The sequence below is a fragment of the Helicobacter sp. 11S02596-1 genome (assembly GCF_002272825.1).
Classification (GTDB): Bacteria; Campylobacterota; Campylobacteria; order Campylobacterales; family Helicobacteraceae; genus Helicobacter_J.
The window spans coordinates 74,447-96,099 of the sequence record NZ_MLAM01000003.1; the positions used below are offsets into that span (position 1 = coordinate 74,447).

The 21,653-nt window shown below is 41.4% G+C and carries 19 protein-coding genes and 1 pseudogene; 9 read left to right on the top strand and 11 right to left on the bottom strand.

The features are described 5' to 3' along the window. Nucleotides 1-34: 34 nt before the first annotated feature. Entirely contained in the window at nucleotides 35-322 is a 288-nt protein-coding gene (locus BJI48_RS02840) for an HU family DNA-binding protein (RefSeq protein ID WP_095331824.1), read from the bottom strand. A 195-nt stretch (nucleotides 323-517) separates the two neighbouring features. On the opposite strand from BJI48_RS02840, the gene gap reads away from it, so the two are divergent. The 3 genes from gap to BJI48_RS09400 all read left to right on the top strand — a co-directional run bounded on the left by gap (nucleotide 518) and on the right by BJI48_RS09400 (nucleotide 3,729). After that, on the top strand, nucleotides 518-1,510 hold the full coding sequence (gene gap / locus BJI48_RS02845; protein WP_095331686.1) for a type I glyceraldehyde-3-phosphate dehydrogenase: 993 nt from the start codon (nucleotides 518-520) through the stop codon (nucleotides 1,508-1,510). A gap of 8 nt (nucleotides 1,511-1,518) precedes the next feature. Continuing rightward, the gene (locus BJI48_RS02850) at nucleotides 1,519-2,790 is read left to right on the top strand and encodes a glucose-6-phosphate isomerase (RefSeq protein WP_095331826.1); all 1,272 of its coding nucleotides are present in this window, start codon (nucleotides 1,519-1,521) and stop codon (nucleotides 2,788-2,790) included. Between the two features lie 786 nt (nucleotides 2,791-3,576). Further along, nucleotides 3,577-3,729 carry a hypothetical protein gene (locus BJI48_RS09400; protein ID WP_180763026.1) on the top strand — a complete coding sequence of 51 codons (153 nt, stop codon included), beginning with the start codon at nucleotides 3,577-3,579 and terminating at the stop codon, nucleotides 3,727-3,729. A 27-nt stretch (nucleotides 3,730-3,756) separates the two neighbouring features. Here the strand turns inward: BJI48_RS09400 and BJI48_RS02855 are convergent, their stop codons facing one another. Together BJI48_RS02855 and BJI48_RS02860 are read right to left on the bottom strand one after the other, a co-directional pair. Continuing rightward, a complete protein-coding gene (locus BJI48_RS02855; RefSeq protein WP_180763027.1) occupies nucleotides 3,757-4,455 on the bottom strand; it encodes an outer membrane protein in 699 nt (232 codons plus the stop codon). Between the two features lie 108 nt (nucleotides 4,456-4,563). Further along, nucleotides 4,564-5,115 (bottom strand): YbhB/YbcL family Raf kinase inhibitor-like protein, encoded by a 552-nt coding sequence (locus BJI48_RS02860; protein ID WP_095331690.1) that lies wholly within the window; start codon nucleotides 5,113-5,115, stop codon nucleotides 4,564-4,566. A gap of 317 nt (nucleotides 5,116-5,432) precedes the next feature. Between BJI48_RS02860 and BJI48_RS02865 the strand changes: the two genes are divergently transcribed. Then, nucleotides 5,433-6,131: a Fic family protein gene (locus BJI48_RS02865; RefSeq protein ID WP_095331692.1), complete on the top strand. Its 699-nt coding sequence runs from the start codon at nucleotides 5,433-5,435 to the stop codon at nucleotides 6,129-6,131. 129 nt (nucleotides 6,132-6,260) lie between these two features. Continuing rightward, on the top strand, nucleotides 6,261-7,553 hold the full coding sequence (locus BJI48_RS02870; protein WP_257874358.1) for an MFS transporter: 1,293 nt from the start codon (nucleotides 6,261-6,263) through the stop codon (nucleotides 7,551-7,553). 102 nt (nucleotides 7,554-7,655) lie between these two features. Here BJI48_RS02870 and BJI48_RS09705 read toward each other — a convergent pair whose 3' ends face one another. From BJI48_RS09705 to BJI48_RS02880, 3 genes are read right to left on the bottom strand one after another with little or no spacing between them, the layout of a single operon-like run. Further along, nucleotides 7,656-7,787, bottom strand: a complete 132-nt coding sequence (locus BJI48_RS09705) for a type II toxin-antitoxin system mRNA interferase toxin, RelE/StbE family (protein ID WP_143428762.1) — start codon at nucleotides 7,785-7,787, stop codon at nucleotides 7,656-7,658. Next, nucleotides 7,784-7,927 carry a hypothetical protein gene (locus BJI48_RS09710; RefSeq protein WP_180763028.1) on the bottom strand — a complete coding sequence of 48 codons (144 nt, stop codon included), beginning with the start codon at nucleotides 7,925-7,927 and terminating at the stop codon, nucleotides 7,784-7,786. Before BJI48_RS09710 ends, BJI48_RS09705 begins: the two co-directional genes overlap by 4 nt. After that, nucleotides 7,924-8,142 carry a hypothetical protein gene (locus BJI48_RS02880; protein WP_095331694.1) on the bottom strand — a complete coding sequence of 73 codons (219 nt, stop codon included), beginning with the start codon at nucleotides 8,140-8,142 and terminating at the stop codon, nucleotides 7,924-7,926. Before BJI48_RS02880 ends, BJI48_RS09710 begins: the two co-directional genes overlap by 4 nt. A gap of 513 nt (nucleotides 8,143-8,655) precedes the next feature. On the opposite strand from BJI48_RS02880, the gene BJI48_RS02885 reads away from it, so the two are divergent. After that, nucleotides 8,656-13,446 carry a vacuolating cyotoxin family protein gene (locus BJI48_RS02885; protein ID WP_180763029.1) on the top strand — a complete coding sequence of 1,597 codons (4,791 nt, stop codon included), beginning with the start codon at nucleotides 8,656-8,658 and terminating at the stop codon, nucleotides 13,444-13,446. A gap of 787 nt (nucleotides 13,447-14,233) precedes the next feature. Here the strand turns inward: BJI48_RS02885 and BJI48_RS09715 are convergent. The 5 genes and pseudogenes from BJI48_RS09715 to BJI48_RS02915 all read right to left on the bottom strand — a co-directional run bounded on the left by BJI48_RS09715 (nucleotide 14,234) and on the right by BJI48_RS02915 (nucleotide 18,011). After that, nucleotides 14,234-14,415, bottom strand: a pseudogene (locus BJI48_RS09715) (type II toxin-antitoxin system HicA family toxin). Next, nucleotides 14,408-14,629 carry a type II toxin-antitoxin system HicB family antitoxin gene (locus BJI48_RS02900; protein WP_095331700.1) on the bottom strand — a complete coding sequence of 74 codons (222 nt, stop codon included), beginning with the start codon at nucleotides 14,627-14,629 and terminating at the stop codon, nucleotides 14,408-14,410. The pseudogene BJI48_RS09715 and the gene BJI48_RS02900 overlap by 8 nt, the downstream one beginning before the upstream one ends. A gap of 288 nt (nucleotides 14,630-14,917) precedes the next feature. After that, nucleotides 14,918-15,085 carry a type II toxin-antitoxin system RelE/ParE family toxin gene (locus tag BJI48_RS02905; protein WP_095331702.1) on the bottom strand — a complete coding sequence of 56 codons (168 nt, stop codon included), beginning with the start codon at nucleotides 15,083-15,085 and terminating at the stop codon, nucleotides 14,918-14,920. Between the two features lie 126 nt (nucleotides 15,086-15,211). Continuing rightward, complete coding sequence (locus BJI48_RS02910; RefSeq protein ID WP_180763030.1) at nucleotides 15,212-16,006, bottom strand: hypothetical protein; 795 nt, start codon at nucleotides 16,004-16,006, stop codon at nucleotides 15,212-15,214. A gap of 58 nt (nucleotides 16,007-16,064) precedes the next feature. Further along, entirely contained in the window at nucleotides 16,065-18,011 is a 1,947-nt protein-coding gene (locus BJI48_RS02915; protein WP_095331706.1) for a 6-hydroxymethylpterin diphosphokinase MptE-like protein, read from the bottom strand. Between the two features lie 160 nt (nucleotides 18,012-18,171). On the opposite strand from BJI48_RS02915, the gene BJI48_RS02920 reads away from it, so the two are divergent. Genes BJI48_RS02920 through cydB form a run of 3 tightly spaced genes read left to right on the top strand, consistent with a single transcriptional unit; the run spans nucleotide 18,172 to nucleotide 21,106 of the window. Then, entirely contained in the window at nucleotides 18,172-18,390 is a 219-nt protein-coding gene (locus BJI48_RS02920) for a DUF4492 domain-containing protein (protein ID WP_095331708.1), read from the top strand. Between the two features lie 9 nt (nucleotides 18,391-18,399). After that, complete coding sequence (locus BJI48_RS02925) at nucleotides 18,400-19,974, top strand: cytochrome ubiquinol oxidase subunit I (RefSeq protein ID WP_095331710.1); 1,575 nt, start codon at nucleotides 18,400-18,402, stop codon at nucleotides 19,972-19,974. Next, on the top strand, nucleotides 19,967-21,106 hold the full coding sequence (gene cydB, locus BJI48_RS02930; RefSeq protein WP_095331712.1) for a cytochrome d ubiquinol oxidase subunit II: 1,140 nt from the start codon (nucleotides 19,967-19,969) through the stop codon (nucleotides 21,104-21,106). The genes BJI48_RS02925 and cydB overlap by 8 nt, the downstream gene beginning before the upstream one ends. Nucleotides 21,107-21,653 lie beyond the last annotated feature (547 nt).

Sequence of the window (21,653 nt, forward strand, 5' to 3'; positions counted from 1 at the left end):
TTAAGCTTCAAACAAGCCTAAAATGCGGTAGAAATTATTTTTTTGCTTTTGCAACGAGATCTTTAAGACCTTTGCCGGGCTTGAATTTTGGAACCATTTTATCTGCTGTTTTGTATGTTTTGGTGCTACCAGGAACTTTTCCGGATTTACCTTTTTGCAAAACAGTTTCAAATTTTCCAAAACCTACAAGCTCAACGCTTTGTTTTTTTGAAAGTGCTTTTTCGACAGCTGCAACAAAAGCATTCACTGCATTTTCAGCGTCTTTTTTAGTTGCAAATTCACCTGCATCCTTGACAAAGTCTACAAACTCTGCTTTATTCATAATCATAAACCTCCATTCATATGGGATATTTTGTTTTTATTCAAAACGCGGGTATTCTACATATATTTTTTATTAAAATCAAGTATTTAAGGGCATTTTATAAAACTTTAGTGAATTTTGGAGCTTTCTTAAGACATTTTAATATAGAATAATCGCATTGAATTCCAAAAAATATTCTCAATCTAAGGATTCCAAATGGCTTTAAAAATCGCAATCAACGGAACTGGCAGAATCGGACTTTGTGCGTGCCGAATCATTGGGATGCGAGATGATATCGAACTCGTCGCCATCAATACCACCGCTGATATCGACACCTTGTTACACCTTATCCGCTACGATTCTGTGCATAAATATTATGATACGCAAAAGATTGATGACACCACACTCCGAATCGGTAAAAGCAAAAATGTAAAAATCCTCTCTGATAGAGACCCGCTCAACCTAGATTTCTCCAAATACGGCGCAACAGGCGTGATCGAATGCACGGGCAAATTCAACTCACTCGAAAAATCCTCCCTGCACCTCAAAGATAATATCAAAAAAGTCATCATCTCCGCACCCGCTAGCGACACACCCACATTCGTCTATGGTGTCAATCACACCGCATACAATGGCGAAAGCGTCATCTCCAATGCCTCCTGCACGACCAATTGCCTCGCCCCAATAATAAAAGTGCTTCACGAAAATTTTGGGCTAGAAAATGGCTTGATGACAACGATTCACAGCTACACCAATGATCAAAATCTCCTCGATGTCAAGCACAAAGACATCCGCCGTGCCAGGGCAGCTGCGCTCAATATGATACCCACCACCACCGGTGCTGCAAAAGCCATCGGGCTGGTGATGCCCGAGCTTAATGGCAAGCTCAATGGCATTTCGATTCGTGTCCCCACACCCGATGTGAGCTTGGTGGATTTGAGTGCTAATCTTTGCGCAAAAGTTAGCAAAGACACGATCAATCAAGCCTTTAAAACCGCTCAAGATCACACAATGAAAGGCATTATTTTTGTCGATGAAGACCAATGCGTCTCCAGCGATTTTATTGGCTCATCTTATAGTGCGATTTTTGTGCCAGACAAAACACTTGTCCTTTCAGATAAAACCATCAAAATACTCGCTTGGTATGACAACGAAATGGGCTATAGCCACCGGCTTATTGATATGAGTATTTGGGCATTGACCCACTAAGCTTGCCAATGCTTACTTTTAATCAATTTTTTGACAAAAATGCCGAAATCAGACACCTTGCCCATCCGAGCAAAAAGGCGATGGATAATGTCTTTGAGATGATTACCAAAGAGCGTGAGGCAAAAAAAAGCGGGTATTATGAGCTTCCTTTTGAGCAAAAAGCCATTAAAGACGCGCAAAACTATATTCAAAAAAACCAAAATCTCCTTGAAACTATCAAAAACCTCGTTATCATCGGTATCGGCGGGAGTTCTTTGGGGCTCAAAGCGATCGAGGGTATTTTGTGCCATCTCCCATCGCGCAAGGATATTGGCTTGATTTTTTTGGAACATACCGACCCTATTGAGATCCAAAAATCACTTTTTGGGCTCAAGATGGAAGATTCATTGTTTTGTATTATTTCCAAATCCGGCACCACGATTGAAACCTCCTCGTTGATGAAATATGTCATCAAACGCTACAATCTCCTCAAATCAGCCCAAAGTAAGGCGCATTTGGTTTGCATTACCGATGAAGATTCGCCTTTGCATTTTTTGGCAAAAGAACACAAAATCGCCGTCCTCACCATCGCCAAAAACATCGGGGGTAGGTTTTCTGTATTGAGCAGTGTGGGGATTTTACCTCTAATGCTTTTGGGTTATGATGTCCAAAAATTTTTGCAAGGGGCAGCCGAATTTGAAAAAAGATTTTTTGAACGCAAGGAAGAACATCTACTGAAAAAAGCAATTTTTTTAGCAAAAAATCGCGACCGCTTCCCTATCAATATCCTTTTTTCGTATTCAAGTGCGTTTCGGGATTTTAACGCTTGGTATGTCCAGCTTTGGGGGGAGTCATTAGGCAAACTTGATATTTATGGCAAAAAGGTCGGGCTCACGCCGATTGGGCTTATTGGCAGTATCGACCAGCATTCTTTTTTGCAACTCATCACCCAAGGGCTAATGGATAAAACCGTTACATTCATCAGCCTCAATCGTGCCAAATACAGCGAGCCAAAAATCCCTGATATGAAGCTTAAATACCTCGAATCGACTGATTTTGTCAATGGCACTTCTTTTGCCAAATTGCTCAATCTCCAGCAAATCGCTACGATGGAGACCATCCAGACAGAGGGTATCCCGACTGATCACATCGAAATCGATGAACTCTGTGAAGCAAGTGCGGGCAGGCTCATTATTTATTTTGAACTCCTCACTTCGTGCGTGGGAACGATTTTTAATATCAACTCCTACGACCAACCCGGCGTGGAATTTGGAAAAATTCGCCTGCGAGAAATGTTTTAAAGGTTTTCATTATTTTTTACTCGGTTTGTTAAAAACAAACCTGAAGACCGCTTACACGGGTAAAACCCGTGTTCGCTCCTAAAGTAACCATCTCGTCAGCCAAGCAGAGCTTGTGCGTTCGAGATAAATTTCTAAGGTTTGCATTATGCTTACTCGATTCAGTTTTTGCAAACTGAATCTGAAGACCATTTCAAGAAGCAAAGCCTCTTTCCATTCCTAAAGGATAGGGTATGGTCGCACTACGTTTGCCCATCAAACCCGTTTTCTAAGGTTTTCAATCCTATCCGCTTTCAAACCCAGCAATCTACGCTGTGATATGCAGTGTTGCATTGGGGGCGTGTCAGGGGGTTTTCACCCGCCCACCCATTGTTCTAAAGGGGTCTTTTTGACCCGCCCTTTATGGGTGGGTGGGTCGAATCTGGGCGGACTTCGCAAGGAGGAGAGCCGTTAAAAAAGATAACTGCTTATCTTTTTTAGGCTCGCACGGCGATGGTTCTATGCGACTTTTAAGGAGCATACCATACGCCCAAACCTTAAAAAAGCCAACTGCTTGGCTCTGGTAGCCTCGCACGACAATGCGTATATGCTCCGATTAGGAGCATAGCAGATGGCTAGCCCCCTAGTCCCTTTCTAGCTAGTATAAGAAAAAATAACTAGCGGTAAAACTATGGAAAAAACAAACCTGAAGACCACTCACGGGAGCTTAGCTCCCGTTCGTTCCTAAAGTTACCATCTCACACCCAGCCAAAGGCTGTGCGTTCGAGATAAGTTTCTAAGGTTTGCATTATGTTTTACTCGATTCACGTTGTGGGTCTGAAACCCGCTTTGGCGAGCCAAGCTTGCCTGTGTTACCAAAGAATTTTGACTTTGCTTACACGATTTTATGCCCTGCATTCGCAGGACATCAACTTCGCAGCAGGCATTGTTTGGGATTTTTGAAAAGTTTCTAAAGTTTTTAGTAGCCTGTCAAAACGTATATAAATAGCTTACGTAGAAAGAATATTTGTGTTTTACGATGGTTCTGTCGGATGTAGATACTACAATTTTGCTATTATCATCTTTATCTTCAAATATTGTTTGTTCTAAAAGCGGGATTTTCATACCGATTTCAAAGCCGTGGTGTTTATAGAGATTGCTTCGCAAGCCCACATCAATGGTGGTTTGAAAATTCACATAGCTTGCCTTGCCTTTGGGAAGATTTTGCTCTTGTATTTCTTTACCATTAGCAATCCACGTTTCCCCGCCAATCCCCACGCCGGCAAAGACACCAAAATCCTGACTTTCTTTGTTGATAAAATCCCACAGCACATCTGCACCCACGCCATAGCCCAACATATGCGTATAATAATCTTCGCCATTATGTAAAATTTTGCTACCAAAATTGGTATAACCATAGTCCAAAAATCCATAATAACGTAGCCCTAGTGCTTTGGAAGCCCCAAAAAACTGCTTGTAACCTAGCTGGATACCTGCACCATTGGTGAGTTCATCAATTACGTTATGATGTTGCTCTACCACCATCCCCCCTTGTTGCATCGCAGTCGATCCTTTCTCATCTAAATGCGATTTGCCAATCTGATAACTCACGCCCGCAAACAGCCCGCTGTCCTCAGCCATCAATATCGTGCCCAACAACAGCGAACACATTACAATCTTTTTTTTCATTTTACTTTCCTTTTTGGTAAATTTAAACATACACAAAAAGGATTATATACATAAATTTGTAAATGAAAATAAATATTTTAATTTATTGATAATATATACCTAAAGTTATTACCTTTTACACCAAGCGTATAAAAACTCCGTGCGCCCCAGCCCGATAATATGCCCACGCATAGCGTCGTGGAGATGATTGATAAAAAACGGGCGCTCTGAAAGGCTAAGCTTGGCAATATCGAGGGCATAGACATTCACGAGATAGTGGTGATCTTTATCTGGGGGCATTGGACCGACGTATTTGCTACAAGCGATATTGTTAGCAAGCTTTTGGCTTTCGGGTAAGTCTATGCGCCAAAAGCCCTGCGTCATACTATTGACACCCTGAATGATGTCTTTGTTTTCCCACGAGGCATTTTCTGCAAGGGCGTTCTTAGCGATATTGCCCACGACCCAATGCACAAACACCTTGCCACACACATAGCACGCATCATAATCGATGATTTCAAGGGCGTAGCTTTTTGCCCCATCCACGCTTTCCCAAGAGATTTTGGGCGAAACATCAGGCAACCCAGCGGTATCCAAAAATTCCTTTGGTGCATTGCCCCCATAGCGAGCGGGCAAAAAGCCCTTGTTATCGAGTTCCATTTTGACTTCAAAGCACTGCATTCAAGCTCCTTGTAATTGATTTTCGTGCCATAAAATAACATTTGCAGATTAATGGATTGAAGATTATAAATTAGACACAAGAGGATTCAAAAATTTTAGAAATCTTTGCTCCCAAAGCTTCGGTGTACTTTTGCCTCCAAACCAAGAAAATCCCGTGCTTGACTATTGACACAAAATTTAAATACTCTTATAAAGAGCTTAATTTTTCCACATGCCGAAAAATTTAAATGCTTCTGTAGTAAAATCAATACCAATAAAGTCAAATGTTTATCATTGTCATTTTGATTGAAAATAGCTTATGAAAAAGGAGATAAGAGGTGAAGAAACTTAGCGAACTAAGTCTGCTTGAGCGTGAAGAGCTTTTTAAGACTTTAAGAGTCAATATCACCCATCACAGCAACGCCATAGAGGGGACAACACTTACATATGGTGAGACAAAACAGCTACTAGAAAATGGGATCACAGCGCCCAATAAGCGTATGGATGAGCAATTGGTAATATTAGGGTTTGCACAAGCTTATGATATGGTGATTCGGGAAGCAAGCAACACAAATAAATTGCTAGATACTTCTTTTATCAAAGATTTGCACTATTTGATATTTTCTAATGCTTATAAAATAACGCCAAATTTCATCAGAAAGCCTATTGGGGCGTATCGAACTGAAAATGTCTCCATAGCTGGTTGCAATATAAAACTATCGCTCCCAAGCCAAATCGCACAAAATCTTGAAAATCTATTGTTTCGATTCAAATCCCATACAATGGACTTGAATGCTATTGCAGAATTTCACGCAATGTATGAGCAAATCCATCCATTCTCTGATGGTAATGGCAGGACAGGGAGGCTTATAATGAGTTTCCAATGCATCCAAAACGATCTCATCCCGCCATTAATTGAGAATGAAAAAAGGTCAGAATATCTTGAGTGTTTAAGTCACGTTCAAACTCAAGGCGACCTTGAACCCTTTGTTCAATTTTTAAAGTATTGTCAAAATAGGAGTTTGGAGTTGATATAAAATTTTGAGCAAATAACAAACCTCCACCTATCCCATCAATAAAAATAAATCACAACTTTATAAAATTTTTTAAAATTTTTATATAATAGATACTTTATTTTAAAAATAAATCGATCAAAAAGGCAACAAATGAAAAGTAAGCAAGATTTTATGCAACACAAATCATCACTCAACAGACAAGACATCAAAACCCTCTCGCTCTCATCGCTAGGCGGGACGCTGGAATTTTATGATTTCATCATTTTTGTGTTTTTTGCCCCTGTGATTTCGCATTTGTTTTTTCCCGCTTCACTTGATCCATTTTGGAGCACGCTCAATACCTATGGGACATTTGCCGCAGGGTATTTTGCCAGACCGCTTGGCGGTGTGGTGATGGCACATTTTGGGGACAAAAACGGGCGAAAAAATATGTTTATGCTTTCGATTTTGCTGATGGTTATACCGACATTTTTGGTCGGGGTGCTACCGACATATGCAGGCATTGGGTATTTTGCGCCTTTGTTGCTTTTGTTGGTGCGCATACTCCAAGGCATTGCTATTGGCGGGGAATTGCCCGGGGCGTGGGTGTTTATCTCAGAACACGTGCCAAAAAGACGCTTGGGCTTTGCTATCGGTATCCTCACAGGTTGCGTAGTCGGCGGGATTTTGCTAGGCTCGATCGTAACATTTTTTATTAATATCATTTTCACGCCCGAAGAAATCGGGGATTTTGCTTGGCGATTGCCGTTTATTTTGGGCGGGATATTTGGCATTATCTCGGTTTTTTTACGCCGTTATTTGGAGGAAACACCCGTATTTAAGGAAATGCAGGCGAGTGATTCTCTGCTAAAACTCCCCATCAAAAAGGTCCTGCAACATTCTAAGGTAGGCATTGGGGTTTCTGCACTGATGACGTGGGTGCTTACAGGCTGTATCATCGTGCTGTTGCTATTAATGCCAAATTTTATGCAAGAGATTTTGCACACCTCACGGACACAAATCATTTTGATCCAAATGCTTGCCATTTTTGCTGTGGCACTTGGTTGCGTGATTTCAGGCTTGCTTAGCGACCATTTTGGTTTGGTGAAAATCTGCTCGATTTTTGGGCTGGGCTTTGGGATTTCTGCCCTGGTGTTTTTCTATGAGTTGCACCATCAAGGCGGGCTTGAACGTGTGTTTTTTTGGTATGGCGTGTGTGCGCTCTTTGGCGGTGTGATGAATTTCACCCCGCTAATGATGGTCAAAATCTTCCCGCCCAATATCCGATTTAGCGGGTTATCTTTTTCTTATAACCTCGCTTATGCCGTATTTGGCGGGCTTGCCCCACTTCTGGTGGTGAGCCTCAATGCCACCAATCCGATGTGGGTAGGGTATTATCTCGCATTTTTGGGATTTCTAGCGTTTATCATCGCCTTGTTTTTGGGAGAGAAAAAGCTTCGCTAGCCAATCTCAAGCCCCTTTTTTGCCTGTGCTTTCTTATGAAAAATAGTCAAAAAGCTTTGAAGGGTCTTATTAATAAGGATTTGTGCGATTTTAGCAAAATATTTACGCAAACAGCTCGCTGTGAGAGCCTGCCTCCAAACAAGTCAGCACCAAAATATCATCTTGTTTTTTATAGATAAGTAGCAAATTGGGCTTGATATGGCACTCTTCACAACCCCTATATTTGCCACTCAAGCCGTGATTTTTTTATCCAGCACTTCACCATTTGCAAGCTTTTCAATAACAAAGTAAACCTTATCCCTATCTTCTTGTGATAATTTCTTGATTTGTTTTTTAAAAAGTTTTGCAGTTTTGAATTCATATTTCAAACTCATTCTTCCATCTTTCTTTTGAATTCTTCAAAAGTTTTAGCCGTTATCACCTCGCCTCGCTCAATTTCCTCAAGCGCAATATCAAGCTGGGTTTTTTTGGATTTTTTCTCCGGTTCTTTTTCAACCCGCACGTTATAATTTCGCAACTTCGCAATGCTCTTGATCGCTGTTAGAAAGTTTTTATCCACATTGTCAATATTCTCAATCACCAAAGTCATCTTTATTATCCTTTTTTGATTTTACACGATTTTAGCAAAACACTATCAATCGCCTTGCGATTTGTCCGATTTGAATATTAATTATTTATACTATATAATGAATATATAAATTTTGACCAAAATCCTTGCGATATCCTGACAAAATGGAAGGCAAAAATGCAAAAAAATGCACTTAGAATGAAAAAATATCTTTTATTTTATCTCTTTGCTCTGAGTGCCTTAATGCCTGTTGATGCGGAAGTGAATGTTACAAAAGATTTTAATGATCTTTATAAAAGTCCATACACTAAAGTTGATGGATACTATATAAGCACTTTTAGCTACACTAGCGATGGATATATTTCTGGTTTAGCTACCTATAGTGGTACCTACAATTATGCTCCAACATATGATTTTGCTACTCATAATCTAACAATCAAAGGAAGCAATAAAGTTGGACCTGGAGGATTAGGATCTCAAAAAATAACCATAAATGCGCATAGCGTAAATTTTGAAGCAAACTCTTTATTAAAAATGGGTAATGGAACCCTCGTAGGTGGCACTGCCGATCTGAAAATAAATGGTGATGTCTCAATGGCAAGTGGGAGTATGCTAGAGGGACAAAGAGGAAATATACAAATCACTGGGAGCATTTCAGGAAGTGGAAAAATCCAGATGGATAATGGCTATACCCTCACCATTGACAAAGCTACCAATATCGTCTTGGATACACTCAATGTAACAGGTGCAACGACGCTAAAAGCCACCAATGACATCACTATCAATAATCTCACATCTTCGGGAAATACTATTAACTTCAGTGGCAACAATCTAGCTATCAATAAAACACTCACGCTTGCTAATAGCACATTAAATCTCTCTGGCTTAAATAATAATGACCATATCACCATCGCCACACTGCAGTTGAATGGCGACGGCACGATAACAACAGCAACACGGAAAAGCCTTGTACTCAATATTGGAACTCTAAATTCTACTATCCCGGGTGCATACAATAGAAAATTTAATGCTACCAATGCAGACATCAAGGTTACAAACGCCAATTCGCTCATCAATATCGGCAATCTAGGAAGCTTGACAATCAAAGCCAAAAGCTTTGATTACGCAGGCACAATCAATCTCAATGGTATCCTGACTGCAGGGGGTAATTCTACGCTCGATTTTACCGGCGTTACAGGGAAAACCACCATCGGCACGCTCAATCTCACCACCGCCAGCGTTAAAGGGAGCAATTTTACCATCGGCACGCTTACAGCCCACAAGGGGGCTTCCCGATCAATTTTTTATAACAATATTGGCACCAGCCAAATTGACAACTTAAATATCGCCGACAATGGAACTAGCGGACTTGATAACACGATATTAGAATTTCAAGGTGGAGGGGATAAGCTCACCATCGGCACGCTCAAAACCGATAAATGGGGGGTGTTGGATGCCTCAAAAATTTCTGAATTAAGCGTGGATACCCTGATTGCCAATTATTCGACCATCAAAGCCAAAAAACTAACTATAAAAAATGCAACTTTTAGCAACAATGAAACCTATCTATATGCGGATACCACCGATACAACCGGCACGATTTCACTCAATACGGGCGCAAAGCTCTATCTCAAAAGCGGGCAGACATTCACTGCGGAGACGCTCAATATGTCAGGGGGTTCATTCCTCTATGCAGATCAAAAAAACGGCGGGATGAGTGGGGCTACTACCATCAATAATATCGTATTTGATGGTTCGACAATCTATGCGAACAATCTCATCACAAAAAACATCAGCGTAAAAGGTGCTGGAGAGGTGTATTTGAGTAGTGGAAGCACCTACACCAATAGCGGGGATCTCAATATCCAAAATGGCAACAGCCTCACGATTCACGGCGGGAATTTTACCAACGAAGGGGCGATCAATATCACACTAGGAAACCAAAACCCTGCCACAAACTTTATCAACGTAGCTGATGGGTCTTTTTTCTTTAATATGACCAAAGTTTCCACAGGGCAAATAGGAGAGTTCCAAGATGGCTCAAAAATCCCGCTTCTGTTTGCTCAAGGCACAACGGCAGAGAATGCAAAAAACCCCTACTATGCCAGCTTTGAGCATAAAGATGCTAATGGCAAGCTCTCCTATCTCGATCCAAGCCAAATCGACAAAAGCCAAATCAAAAGCGATGGCAAAGAACACTACTATATCGAGCAACCCGGCAAGGACGGCAAAGAAGGCACCAAATACTACCTGCAGTATATGGACGCCAAAGGGAACAAAATCGCCACCGATAGCGAGGGACTTTTCAATGCAAACAATGCAAAAAGCGAGCATTTCACCACCCTCAATGGCGATATTAAAGTTCCCAAAGCCTCTATTAATGTGACACTCAATCTTGATGCCCTTGATTCGAAGCAAACCTACAATATCCTGACAACAAAAAATGGTATCGAATTCAAAGATGGTCTGGATGGTAGCATTACGTTTTCCAAACCCAATGATAGCGATTACCAACAATACAAAAAAGAGCTCAATGATAGGATATTTTTTACCGCCACAGATGGCACGCCGGTTGCCATCACGTATTTCATCAGCGATGATAACAAAACTATATCATTCAAATACGACACAGGCAAGCTCTATGTCGATGTTGCACCTTTCATTAAGCCTGGTGTTTGGCCATTTGGAGGCTCTGCTGCATTTGGCTCTATCGGCGGGATACCGGGTGCAAGCGGACTAGCAAAAGACTATACCCTCAAACTCCAAGTCCAAAGCTATGTCAATAGTGTCTCGGGCAAAAATGAAAATACCACCTACTATCTCCAAAACCTTAGTTACAACAACTATGGTAGCACATCAGCAAAATTCACTATCGACGCCACAGGCAGTGATTTTGCCCTAGGGGTAAAAGAAAAGCCCGGCGGAGCAACGGGGGTCATCAATATTGGTCCTTATAATGCTAAATCCACAATGGTTCTCAAAGCTAACAATATCTATCTAGGTGGCACTATCAATCTAGGTGATGGCGCACTTATCAGCGGGCATTTGGTTTTGGAGGCAACAGGCGATATTACCACCGGTGATAACAACACCGGTGTCATCAACATCAACAACCACTCTTCCCTCAAAGCCACAGGCAAAAACTTCACCTACAATGGCACGATCAACCTCACAGGCAATGGCACCGTAACCGATGAAGTCGGGATGGATCTCAGCGGTATCAGTGGCAAAATCCACATCGGCACGCTCAATGCCCGCGCGGCACGACCCAATAGTGTCGATAACAATGCCGGTATCAAGATGAAAGACTTCAGCATTAACACGATGAATGTCTATAAGGGCAATGGGGGGACTACCAATAATTTTTATTCTGAATTCACGACCAATATCGGCACATCAACCATCGGCACGCTCAAGCTAGAAGCAGGAAGCAGTGCAGCCGATCAATCCGGATTGAAATTTAGCGGTGGGGGAGATAGCCTCACGATCGATACGCTTGATGTCGGCTCGTGGAGCTTCCTAGACGCTAGCAAAATCACCGATGTCTATATCAACAAGGAATTCAATCTCCCCTACTCCACGGTGAAATTTAACAACCTCACGCTCAATAACGGGACACATATGAACTATGGTGGCGAGACGGATTTAACCATCAATGGCGATTTTACCAACAAATACGGCACGATGGATATTAACGCAAGTGGGGGTATCCAGACTATCACGGTCAAAGGCAATGCGCATTTTTATTTTAGCGACAAAGATACCCCAAGTAGCGGGATTGCAACCCCTTTGATAAAAATAAGCGAGATCAAAGGTCTCAAACTCAACCAAAAATATACCCTGCTGAAAATCGATGGGAGTGGGCAAATCGTATATTATTATACGGATTCTGCAGGCAAAGAAATCAACTCCAAAGACAACAAAGACAACGCCAATGCTCTGTATAGCGATATGGCAGATCGTATCACGCTTTATAATAGCGATGGTTCGATCAATGATGGTGTAGAAAAAAATGTCAATGACAGAGAAATCTCCATTGTTGTAAATGAATCTGACGCAACCAACCCCTATGACCCCAACGACATCCGCTACTGGTTTTATAAAAAAGGTGGCAAGCACTGGGTAGATCATATCGGCGATGTTGGGATGGGTGTGATGGACTGGCTACAGGTCTTGATGATAGATAAACACAATGGCTTATGGGCAAAAGACAAGGTGTTTTCAAACGATTTGCACTACTTCACCCGTATCGCCACCCAGCTAGAAAGCACGATGGGCCAGCTCTCATCAGTCAAACGCAAAAACAACTCCACCGCTGCAACCCGCCTCGCTACCGATGTGAATAAAATGAGCCGGCTTGTCAAGCTCTCTAGCACCCAATCCAATGCCCCCACATTTGCCGATATGTTGCGAAGCCTAGAAAACAAGCATTTTGCTGTTGCTGGAGGAAAGAATGCACGAGGCGGGATGGCAACTATCTACAAATATGCCAATCGCAATACCTACAGAAACAACATCTGGGCGACTGCTATCGGGACAGCGAGCTTTGTAGAGGGTGGGAATAGCACGCTTTATGGTATCAATGCCGGCTATGATCGATTTGTCAAAAATGTCATCATCGGGGGTTATCTCGCCTATGCTAGAGGAAACTATAACGGCGATATTATCCGCAACCAATCCCAAAATGTCAATGCAGGATTTTATTCGAGGGCTTATGTAGGCAATAATGAATTTGATGTCTCTGCGAGCGAAACCATCGGCTTTAACAAAGAAGAAATCTCCTCACAAGATGCTATCTTGTCGCAACTGAATCAAAACTACCGCTACAACACCTATACAACCAATGTCAATGTGAATTATGGCTATGTGTTTGGTTTGAGCGAAAAATCTGTTGTCATCAAACCCCAAGTCGGCTTGAGCTACTACTACATCGCAGCGACTAAGATACTGGGCAATATGGTAAATCCCGAAGACAATGACCTCAGAGTCGATGCCAATCCCGATCAAAAACAAAATATCGCTCTCAATCTCGCTATTGAAACCCGCCAGTATTTTAACAATGCGTCCTATTGGTATTTTATCGCTGGGGTGAGCCGTGATTTGTTTTTGAAATCCAAAGGCGATCAAGAAGTCCGATTTGTAGGCAATAATACACTTAGCTACAAAAAAGGCGATTTGCACAATACCTATGCATCGCTGACTGCGGGCGGGGAAATGGAGCTTTTTAGAAGGATATATGTCAATCTCGGGCTGGGGGCAAAAGCCGGGCTTGCCTACAAAGACATCAATATCAGTGGCAATGTCGGGATGCGCTATGTGTTCTGAGGCTTTCATTATTTTCTACTCGATTCAGTTTTTGCAAACTGAATCTAAAGACCACTCCGCAGGGAGTGAATCCCTGCTCCATTCCTAAAGTAACCATCTCATATTTAAGCTTGCCTTGAATATTGGAGATAAATTTTTGAGGTATTGGTTCGCTAGGGCGAACCTGAAGACCACTCCCAAAGCCCGTTTTTGTTCCTAAAGGATTTCGACCCACCCACCCGAGTTATATCCTGCTAACGCAGGAATATCAACCCAGTTTCTAAGGTTTGTTGTGTGGGATTGTGGCAAAAAAGCAATCTACGCTTTTTTATCTGAAATTACTAAGGGGGCGTGCAGTGGGTGGGGGTTGCAAGGGGGCGGGCGACGCTTCGCAAGTAGAACCCGCCCCCTGCATAATAAAAAAATAAAAAGGTGGAAGACTAAAAAATATTGTTTTTTACTCGATTCGCATTGTGAATCTGAAGACCACTCCGCAGAGTTTTACTCTGCTATGCTCCTAAAGTAACCATCTCACACCCAGCCAAAAAGGCTGTGCGTTCGAGATATGTTTTATTTGTTTTTACTTGTTGTGCTTACTCAGTTGGCTTAAAGCCCGAACCTGAAGACCACTCATACTGCCACATTCCCTATGCCCGTATTGCCGTCCAACTAGCAGTGCATATCACAATCGGTCTGCGACAAAAGGAGCATAGCAGTCCGCCTAAAAGACGCTTTGCTTCCATAAAGCGGTCTTGCGATTCACAACGTGAATCGAGTAAAATATAATTACATTGCAAAAATAAAGGATTTAAGCCTTTTCTATGGCGTTTAAAACTTGTTTGATGATTTTTGGGTGCAGTGTTTTTCCCGAGTGATGGGGCAGGACCATCCGATGGGAGTTTTTAAAATAAATCTTATGGCTACCTTTTTGCCTTTCAAAAACAAAAGCATTTCGGCTTCTTTAGCGCTCAATCTGGGTAATTCAGGCATTGATAGCTATCTCAATAGGGACAATGGCACTAGATTGTGTTTGTAGATTTCTTAATTCCTCCACTTGCAAACTCTCCAAATAAAGCTCGATAGCCTCTTTGATATTAAAGATAGCTTCCTCGTAACTATCCCCTTGTGATACACAGCCCTCAAGTTCGGGAACATAAGCAAAATACCCGTCTTTATCTTTTTGAATGATGGAATTAAATGTCATCTGCTCTCCTGCGTTTTTAGAGATTATAGCAGAACCTTAAAAACCTATCTCAAATACACAAGCCCAAAGGTTTGAGTATGAGATGATTACTTTAGGAGGAGGAGCGTTAAGCCAAAGACAACTGCTTGTCTTTGGTAGCTCCGCACGGCGATTGCGATATGCGACAAAAGGAGCATAGCAATACGCCTAAAAGAAACTTCGCTTCCATAAAGCAGTCTTCAGATTTGTTTTTAAACAAACCGAATAAACCATAATGTTCCAAACCCGCCCCCTGCAAATAGGCAAAAGTTAATAAACCTCTCTGCGGTGAGCGATACGGATAATGGTAATCAATAAAATATGTCCCTCTTTGAGATAGATGATACGATAATCACCCGCACGTTTGAGGAATTTACCTTTAAGTGGCTTATCGTTGGCAAAATTACCCGCTTGGAGGGATTTGATTTTTGTTGGCAATTAGCCTTTGCTTGATGACTTGGCTCACCATAGAGCTTTTGGTGTTTTTTAGATCACCGATGCATTTCTAGTGTAAAACATCAAAAGTCAGATAATTGCATTATATTTTACCCACATTGATTTTATTTAGAAAAAAAATATTAAACTTGCCGTAGTTGTTATCGGATATGACATTAGCTTTCCTCCCGATTCCAACACAGCCCAATCTATAGGTGGCTTATTCGTGCGAAGAGTTTCATAAACATAATACCTTGCCTCTAGTGGAATAGAACTTCTAAATAATGGAATTTTAACATTAAATAATAAGGCGAATCTCTGTAACCTTATACGAAAACCCAGATTATAATCCATAATAAATGATGTATTGATACCATTATCAGAAGATTCGTGATTTCTGCTAAAATCGTGAAAGGCAGGCTTTAACTCTTCTGATTCAATATAAATCATATAAAAATATAAACAATCGGGAGAATAACAACCTGAGGTAAATTCTTTTGCATATAGAGAATATTTCAGACCCAAATCAAAGCCTGTAATAATTGCAAAATTAGGCATATAGTCTTGCGGTTCAAAAACATAGTTTATTCCAGCGGTTAATGTTCCTTTATTGGGGTCATCGTGTGATAATAAAACAGACCCATTAAGATTTATTTGTATTCCATTAAAATCATCAAAAATATATTCTCCGCCAGCAAAAAATTCTAAAGCTGGAACATTTTCTTTCCCTTTATCAGTATATTTTAAAAACTCAATATCGTATTTATCAAACGAATATCCAAATCCAATACCCAAAAAGCTCCTATATCCTTCTGCATTTCCTGTCGAAAAAAGCCCGATAAAAAGAATCACTAAAACTGGTATTTTAATGGGGGGGGGGGTTAAGCATAAAGATTCCTTAATAAATTTAATTTTATAGCTCAAATGTCCATATAGTATCAAATTTAAGCTTAATTTAGTGTTTATTTTTGCATCAACTCTTTCAAACAGGTTGCATTAACGCACGCAAGCGGTATTTAAACATCATCTTATCAAGTGCTTCCCAAATCACGAGCTTGGCATCTTCGTAAAACCCGCCAATCATATCATTTGGCAAATGCAAACACGCTATCATTAGGCTTTGACACATATGTGCCAAAGACCCCTCTAGCAAAATCCCTACAAAAGGGGATGTCGAACTCTTTTTCACACACGCCAAATTCACCCGATCAATCAAGGCAAAAACCTCGCGCTTGGTAGAAACAGAGGTTTTGAAAATCTCGATTATTTCATCCTTGAAATCCGAAAGTTCCCCAGTATAGAGGTCTTCTCGCACATCTGTAAAAACCTCTTTGGGATTTTTTCTAAAATAACTCTTAATTTGCTTGATGATTTTTTTCTTGTTGATTTTTGCCAAATCAAATTCTTCCGCACGTGTGGGTCTAGCCCCCTGTATATACGCCCCTTCGCCGAGATTTAATGCCATCTTTGGCCCAAAGGTTTTGATCGCTTGGGTGATCTGGTGCATTGAAAGTAAAAAAATCGAATCACTATAAACATTTTTATCAAAATTCCCCCGCACTACCATTGCAGAAGCAGGCAAAGCAAACGATTCCTTGCCATAAAAAGAATCCGAAGCGTGCTTACCAAACCCCTCAATATACCCACAATCCAAGCCACACATCAACACCTCACTGCCTAGCTGGCAAGCGAGTGCAAAGCCCGCATTCCCTACAAAAGGCGCGCTATATTCGATCACGCTTTTAGAACACCCAAGATACCCGCTCGCACTCCCCCCACGCATAAAGATATATGCCTCTTTGGCAAAATCAAGCACGCTAGGATTTACCATATTCCCGCATATCAGGGGCGTATCCCCCAATGGAGCGTCTTGTAAAACGTCCAAAAGATAATCAATACGTTCGATCTCTATCTGAAAATCTGGGGTAATCCCATAAGCTTTCAAGGGCTTTAACGCCGTGCCACAGCTAAAAATAATCATCTTGTTTTGATTGCTTTTGATAAATGGGAGCAACCCATCGAGGCTCGCACCATTGCCTACGACACAAATAGGCGCATTCACACGCTTTGGCAAGCTCAAAACGGGATTTTTAAGGGTTTTGAATGCGATGTTTTTGAAGCTATTATCCACCCCAATCATCTCATCTTCAAAGCTCCCCCATCCCCTCGCATTACTGGCATATTCCTCCTCGATGACCTTTTGAGCTGCATCGATTTTGGGGCTAGCATAAAGCTTGAGTTCAAGGCGCAAAAAATTATTAGTAATCTTTTTTTGGGCAAAAAAATTGCGGATAAAAAATTTGTCAATAAGGTCTTTGACAAAAATATAGCAACTTTTGGGCGATGTGGCATTGAAAAGCTCGCAATAATCGACAAAATAGCAACTCACCCGAAAAATATCGACATTTTCTTCAAAAATAAGCAACGAATGAAAAAACACCCCACGTTCGCGAATAAATTCCAAAAACAACCCGCCCAATAGCCCAAAAATCGTTGTTGTTGGGAGAAAAGAATGGCTTAAATAATATTCTTTAATCCCCCCGTGCTTGTGCAATAAATCGATGAATTGGTTGCAAGCAGCGCCTGTAATGGGGAGCTTGGAAGTATCCATTTTGTCGAGATAAATATGATTGGTGTGGATTTTCCATTTTGCATTTGACACGGGCGAATGTGCCAAATCCTCACAAACCCGCACCATCTGATGCCCATTTTCATCGCAAGGATAGGTGAGTTGTTGGTTTTTGAGATTGATGATATTAAGCCCCTTTTCATCAAACAAGAGATTATATTCGCTTGGCGGGGTTTTGAGCGTGTCAAAAAGTCGCGGGGAAGTCTGCTGGAAAAACTCCATATTCTTGGCAAATCTTTTTGAGATCTCATTCTCAATCTCGGATTTATCATTGTTTTTCAAAATTTCCAAAAGTGTCATTCCAATCCTTGAGATAAAGTTATTTTTTGATTAATTTGATGAATTATTTTATATTTTATTGAACTTTTTTCATCAAAATCGCTTGAATTTCCCCCTAAGCTTAAGCTGTTAAAATGATGGTCTCAAAACGATTTTCAAAATGTATCAAAACGAGGCTAAGATGTCAAAATTTGCCTATTTATTCAAAAAGTTTTCTCTATTGTATATTGAGGGGTTCAAAACAATGCAGTTGGGAAAAACGCTTTGGAAGATTATCATTATCAAGCTAATTGTGATGTTTGGGATTTTGAAAATCTTTATATTTGATAAAAACATTGACAATATGTTCAGCACCAACGAACAAAAAAGTGCTTTTGTGTTAGAAAACTTAACAAAATAAGGAGAAAGTATGGATTTTTCAAGCGTGGATTACTCAAGGGCGCAATTTGGTCTGACTGCCCTGTATCATTTCTTGTTTGTGCCCTTGACGCTTGGGCTTTCTTTTATCATCGCCATAATGGAAAGTATCTATGTCAAGACTGGCAAAGAGGAATGGAAAAAGATCACGAAATTTTGGATGGGGCTTTTTGGGGTAAATTTCGCTATCGGGGTGGCTACGGGCATTATTATGGAGTTTGAATTTGGCACAAACTGGGCAAATTATTCTTGGTTTGTGGGTGATATTTTTGGCGCGCCCTTAGCCGTTGAGGGGATTATGGCGTTTTTCTTGGAAGCGACATTTTTTGCGGTGATGTTTTTTGGCTGGGACAAAGTGTCAAAAAAATTCCACCTGCTTTCTACGTGGCTTGTGGCGATCGGGAGTAATCTGAGTGCGTTTTGGATACTCGTTGCTAATGCCTGGATGCAATACCCCATCGGCACGACATTCAACCCACAAAGTGCCAGAAATGAGATGACAAGCTTTTGGGATGTCGCCCTCTCGCCTGTGGCGATCTCAAAGTTTTTGCATACCATCGGGAGTGGTTATGTCATCAGTGCGTTGTTTGTGATGGGTGTATCGGCTTTTTTCCTTTTAAAAAACAGGGATTTTTGGGCAGCCAAAAAAAGCTTGATTATAGGGGCGAGCTTTGGGCTTATCACAGCGATTTTTTTGATGTTTAGCGGGGATGAGAGTGCTTATCGGGTTACCCAACACCAGCCGATGAAACTCGCAGCGATGGAGGGGATTTACAAAGGCGAGGAGCGGGCTTCTTTGGTTGCCTTTGGGATTTTAAACCCCAAAAAACAGCCTGGGGATGATCAAGAAACATTTTTATTCAATCTTCAAATCCCTTATGCCCTCTCCATACTAGGCAATCGCTCAATTGATAGCTTCGTGCCTGGAATCGATGATCTCATCTATGGGAATGAGAAATTTTCCATCCCGCCAATGCAAGAACGACTTGAAAGTGGCAAGCTAGCTAGGGAAGCACTCAAAGACTACAAAGAAGCCAAAGCCCAAAATAACACCCAAGCCTTGCAGAATGCCCAGAGTATCTTGGAAGCAAATATGAAGAATTTTGGCTATGGCTTTTTAGATGATGTCAAAGATACTATCCCGCCGATTGCTACGACATTTTATAGCTTCCATTTGATGGTAGCATTGGGGAGTTATTTTTTGGTTTTATTTATCGTGGTGCTTTATTTGAGTATGGCAAATTCGATCGAAAAATACAAAAAAATCCTCTGGCTTTGTGTGTTGAGTATCCCTTTGGGCTATATCGCTGCAGAAGCGGGTTGGATAGTCGCCGAAGTGGGTCGGCAACCTTGGGCGATCCAAGATTTGATGCCAGTAAGGATCGCAGCGACCCATCTCTCAAGCGTGAATGTCGGTATTTCGCTCGTGATATTTGCGGTCCTTTTTACCGCACTTTTGATTGCTGAAATCTCGATTATGCTTAAACAAATCAAATTGGGTTTTGAAAATCCTATGTTCTTCAAATCCACACACCAAAAGGGGCAAAAGGAGGGGCAAGATGTTTGAGGTATGGAGTTTGCACCAACTGCAGGTTTATTGGTGGTGTATCATCAGTTTGTTGGGTGGTTTGCTGGTGATGATGTTTTTTGTCCAAGGTGGGCAATCGCTTTTAGGCACGCTCGCAAAGACAGAATTGGAAAAAACCCTCATCATCAATTCGCTTGGTCGCAAATGGGAATTGACTTTCACAACATTGGTTTTGTTTGGCGGGGCAGCATTTGCGGCGTTTCCGTTGTTTTATGCTACGAGTTTTGGCGGGGCATATTGGGTGTGGCTGTGTATTTTGTTTTGCTTCATTCTGCAGGCTGTCGCTTATGAGTTTAGGAGTAAGCCTGCGAATGTCTGGGGCAAAAAAACTTATGAGATATTTTTATATATCAATGGGTATTTAGGGGTCTTTCTCATCGGCGTGGCGGTCAGCACGTTTTTTTCAGGCTCGAGTTTCGAGCTAGGCGAGCATAATTTTGTATATTGGCAAAGCCCATTTCGTGGTCTTGAGCAATTGCAAAACCCCGCAAATTACCTGCTCGGCTTTGCGCTTGTGTTTCTCTCACGAATCCTTGGGGCGAGCTATCTTTTCAATCATATCGATCAAATCATCATCAGGCAACGAGCCAAGCGAGCCATCCTTATCAACACATTGCTTTTCTTGCCATTTTTTCTTGGGTTTGTTGCTTGGATATGCCTCAAAGATGGCTTTCATATCGTCAAAAATGGAGAAAATATCGGGGAGATTGTGATGGTGAGCCACCAATATTTTCTTGCTTTTATAGAACAACCTTATTTGCTTGCGATATTCCTCATCGGGGTCATCGGGGTATTATTGGGCATTTATTTGAATGTCTTTAAAGACTATACACGATCAATTTTTATCCTCGGGGCGGGCAGTGTTCTTGCGGTAATGGCGGTGTTTTTGAATGTCGGCTTGGGAGGGAGTGCATTTTATCCATCCACCTACGCACTTTCAAGTTCGCTCACCATTATGAATGCATCTTCAAGCCATTACACACTCGTGGCGATGAGCTATGTATCGCTATTTATCCCCTTTGTGCTTGCTTATATCGTGTATGTTTGGTATTGTATGGATAGGGTCAAAATCAGCGAAGAAGAAATCAAAAAATCCGAACACCTTTATTAGTTACTCGGTCTTTCATTATATAGACTCGGTTCGCTAGGGCGAACCTGAAGACCACTTCGGGCAGTAAAACTGCCCTACGTTCCTAAAGTAACCATCTCATATTCAAGCAAGCTTGAATATTGGAGATAAATTTTAGAGGTTTTTATTATGCTTTACTCGATTTGTTTAAAAACAAACCTGAAGACCGCTCCAAGAGGCAAAGCCTCTTTTCGTTCCTAAAGTTCAGAGTTAATTTATGCTTTATTCCCAAAGGCTCTCGCCTGCTGGCTTTTTTTAATGCTTTAAACTTTTTAATCGCAAAAGAAATTTCACCCGCCCGCCCGTTGTTTATCCCACCCCTAACCTGCCGTCTGCTATGCCCTTGCGGGCATATACGCATCGGCGTGCGAGGCTACCAGAGCCAAGCAGTTGGCTCTGGCTTACGCCTCTCCCCCAATTAACCCACGAAAAGAATAAGCCTCCGTTCCTTTTCGGCTCAAATATTTATCGATGGGAGGGGAAGTCGTTTGCTTGTGTCCTTTAGGAACAGGAGGAGCATTAAAAAAGA

What these genes read in the sequence shown, in the direction of transcription:
- BJI48_RS02920 (WP_095331708.1), top strand. Translation starts at nt 18,172, where the DNA reads ATGTCAAAATTTGCCTATTTATTCAAAAAGTTTTCTCTATTGTATATT.
- cydB (WP_095331712.1), top strand. Translation starts at nt 19,967, where the DNA reads ATGTTTGAGGTATGGAGTTTGCACCAACTGCAGGTTTATTGGTGGTGT.
- BJI48_RS02900 (WP_095331700.1), bottom strand. Translation starts at nt 14,629, where the DNA reads ATGACATTTAATTCCATCATTCAAAAAGATAAAGACGGGTATTTTGCT.
- BJI48_RS09400 (WP_180763026.1), top strand. Translation starts at nt 3,577, where the DNA reads ATGTTTTACTCGATTCACGTTGTGGGTCTGAAACCCGCTTTGGCGAGC.
- BJI48_RS02880 (WP_095331694.1), bottom strand. Translation starts at nt 8,142, where the DNA reads ATGACTTTGGTGATTGAGAATATTGACAATGTGGATAAAAACTTTCTA.
- BJI48_RS02925 (WP_095331710.1), top strand. Translation starts at nt 18,400, where the DNA reads ATGGATTTTTCAAGCGTGGATTACTCAAGGGCGCAATTTGGTCTGACT.
- BJI48_RS02840 (WP_095331824.1), bottom strand. Translation starts at nt 322, where the DNA reads ATGAATAAAGCAGAGTTTGTAGACTTTGTCAAGGATGCAGGTGAATTT.
- BJI48_RS02870 (WP_257874358.1), top strand. Translation starts at nt 6,261, where the DNA reads ATGAAAAGTAAGCAAGATTTTATGCAACACAAATCATCACTCAACAGA.
- BJI48_RS02885 (WP_180763029.1), top strand. Translation starts at nt 8,656, where the DNA reads ATGGGTAATGGAACCCTCGTAGGTGGCACTGCCGATCTGAAAATAAAT.
- BJI48_RS09710 (WP_180763028.1), bottom strand. Translation starts at nt 7,927, where the DNA reads ATGAGTTTGAAATATGAATTCAAAACTGCAAAACTTTTTAAAAAACAA.
- BJI48_RS02860 (WP_095331690.1), bottom strand. Translation starts at nt 5,115, where the DNA reads ATGCAGTGCTTTGAAGTCAAAATGGAACTCGATAACAAGGGCTTTTTG.
- BJI48_RS02915 (WP_095331706.1), bottom strand. Translation starts at nt 18,011, where the DNA reads ATGACACTTTTGGAAATTTTGAAAAACAATGATAAATCCGAGATTGAG.
- BJI48_RS02855 (WP_180763027.1), bottom strand. Translation starts at nt 4,455, where the DNA reads ATGAAAAAAAAGATTGTAATGTGTTCGCTGTTGTTGGGCACGATATTG.
- BJI48_RS02850 (WP_095331826.1), top strand. Translation starts at nt 1,519, where the DNA reads ATGCTTACTTTTAATCAATTTTTTGACAAAAATGCCGAAATCAGACAC.
- gap (WP_095331686.1), top strand. Translation starts at nt 518, where the DNA reads ATGGCTTTAAAAATCGCAATCAACGGAACTGGCAGAATCGGACTTTGT.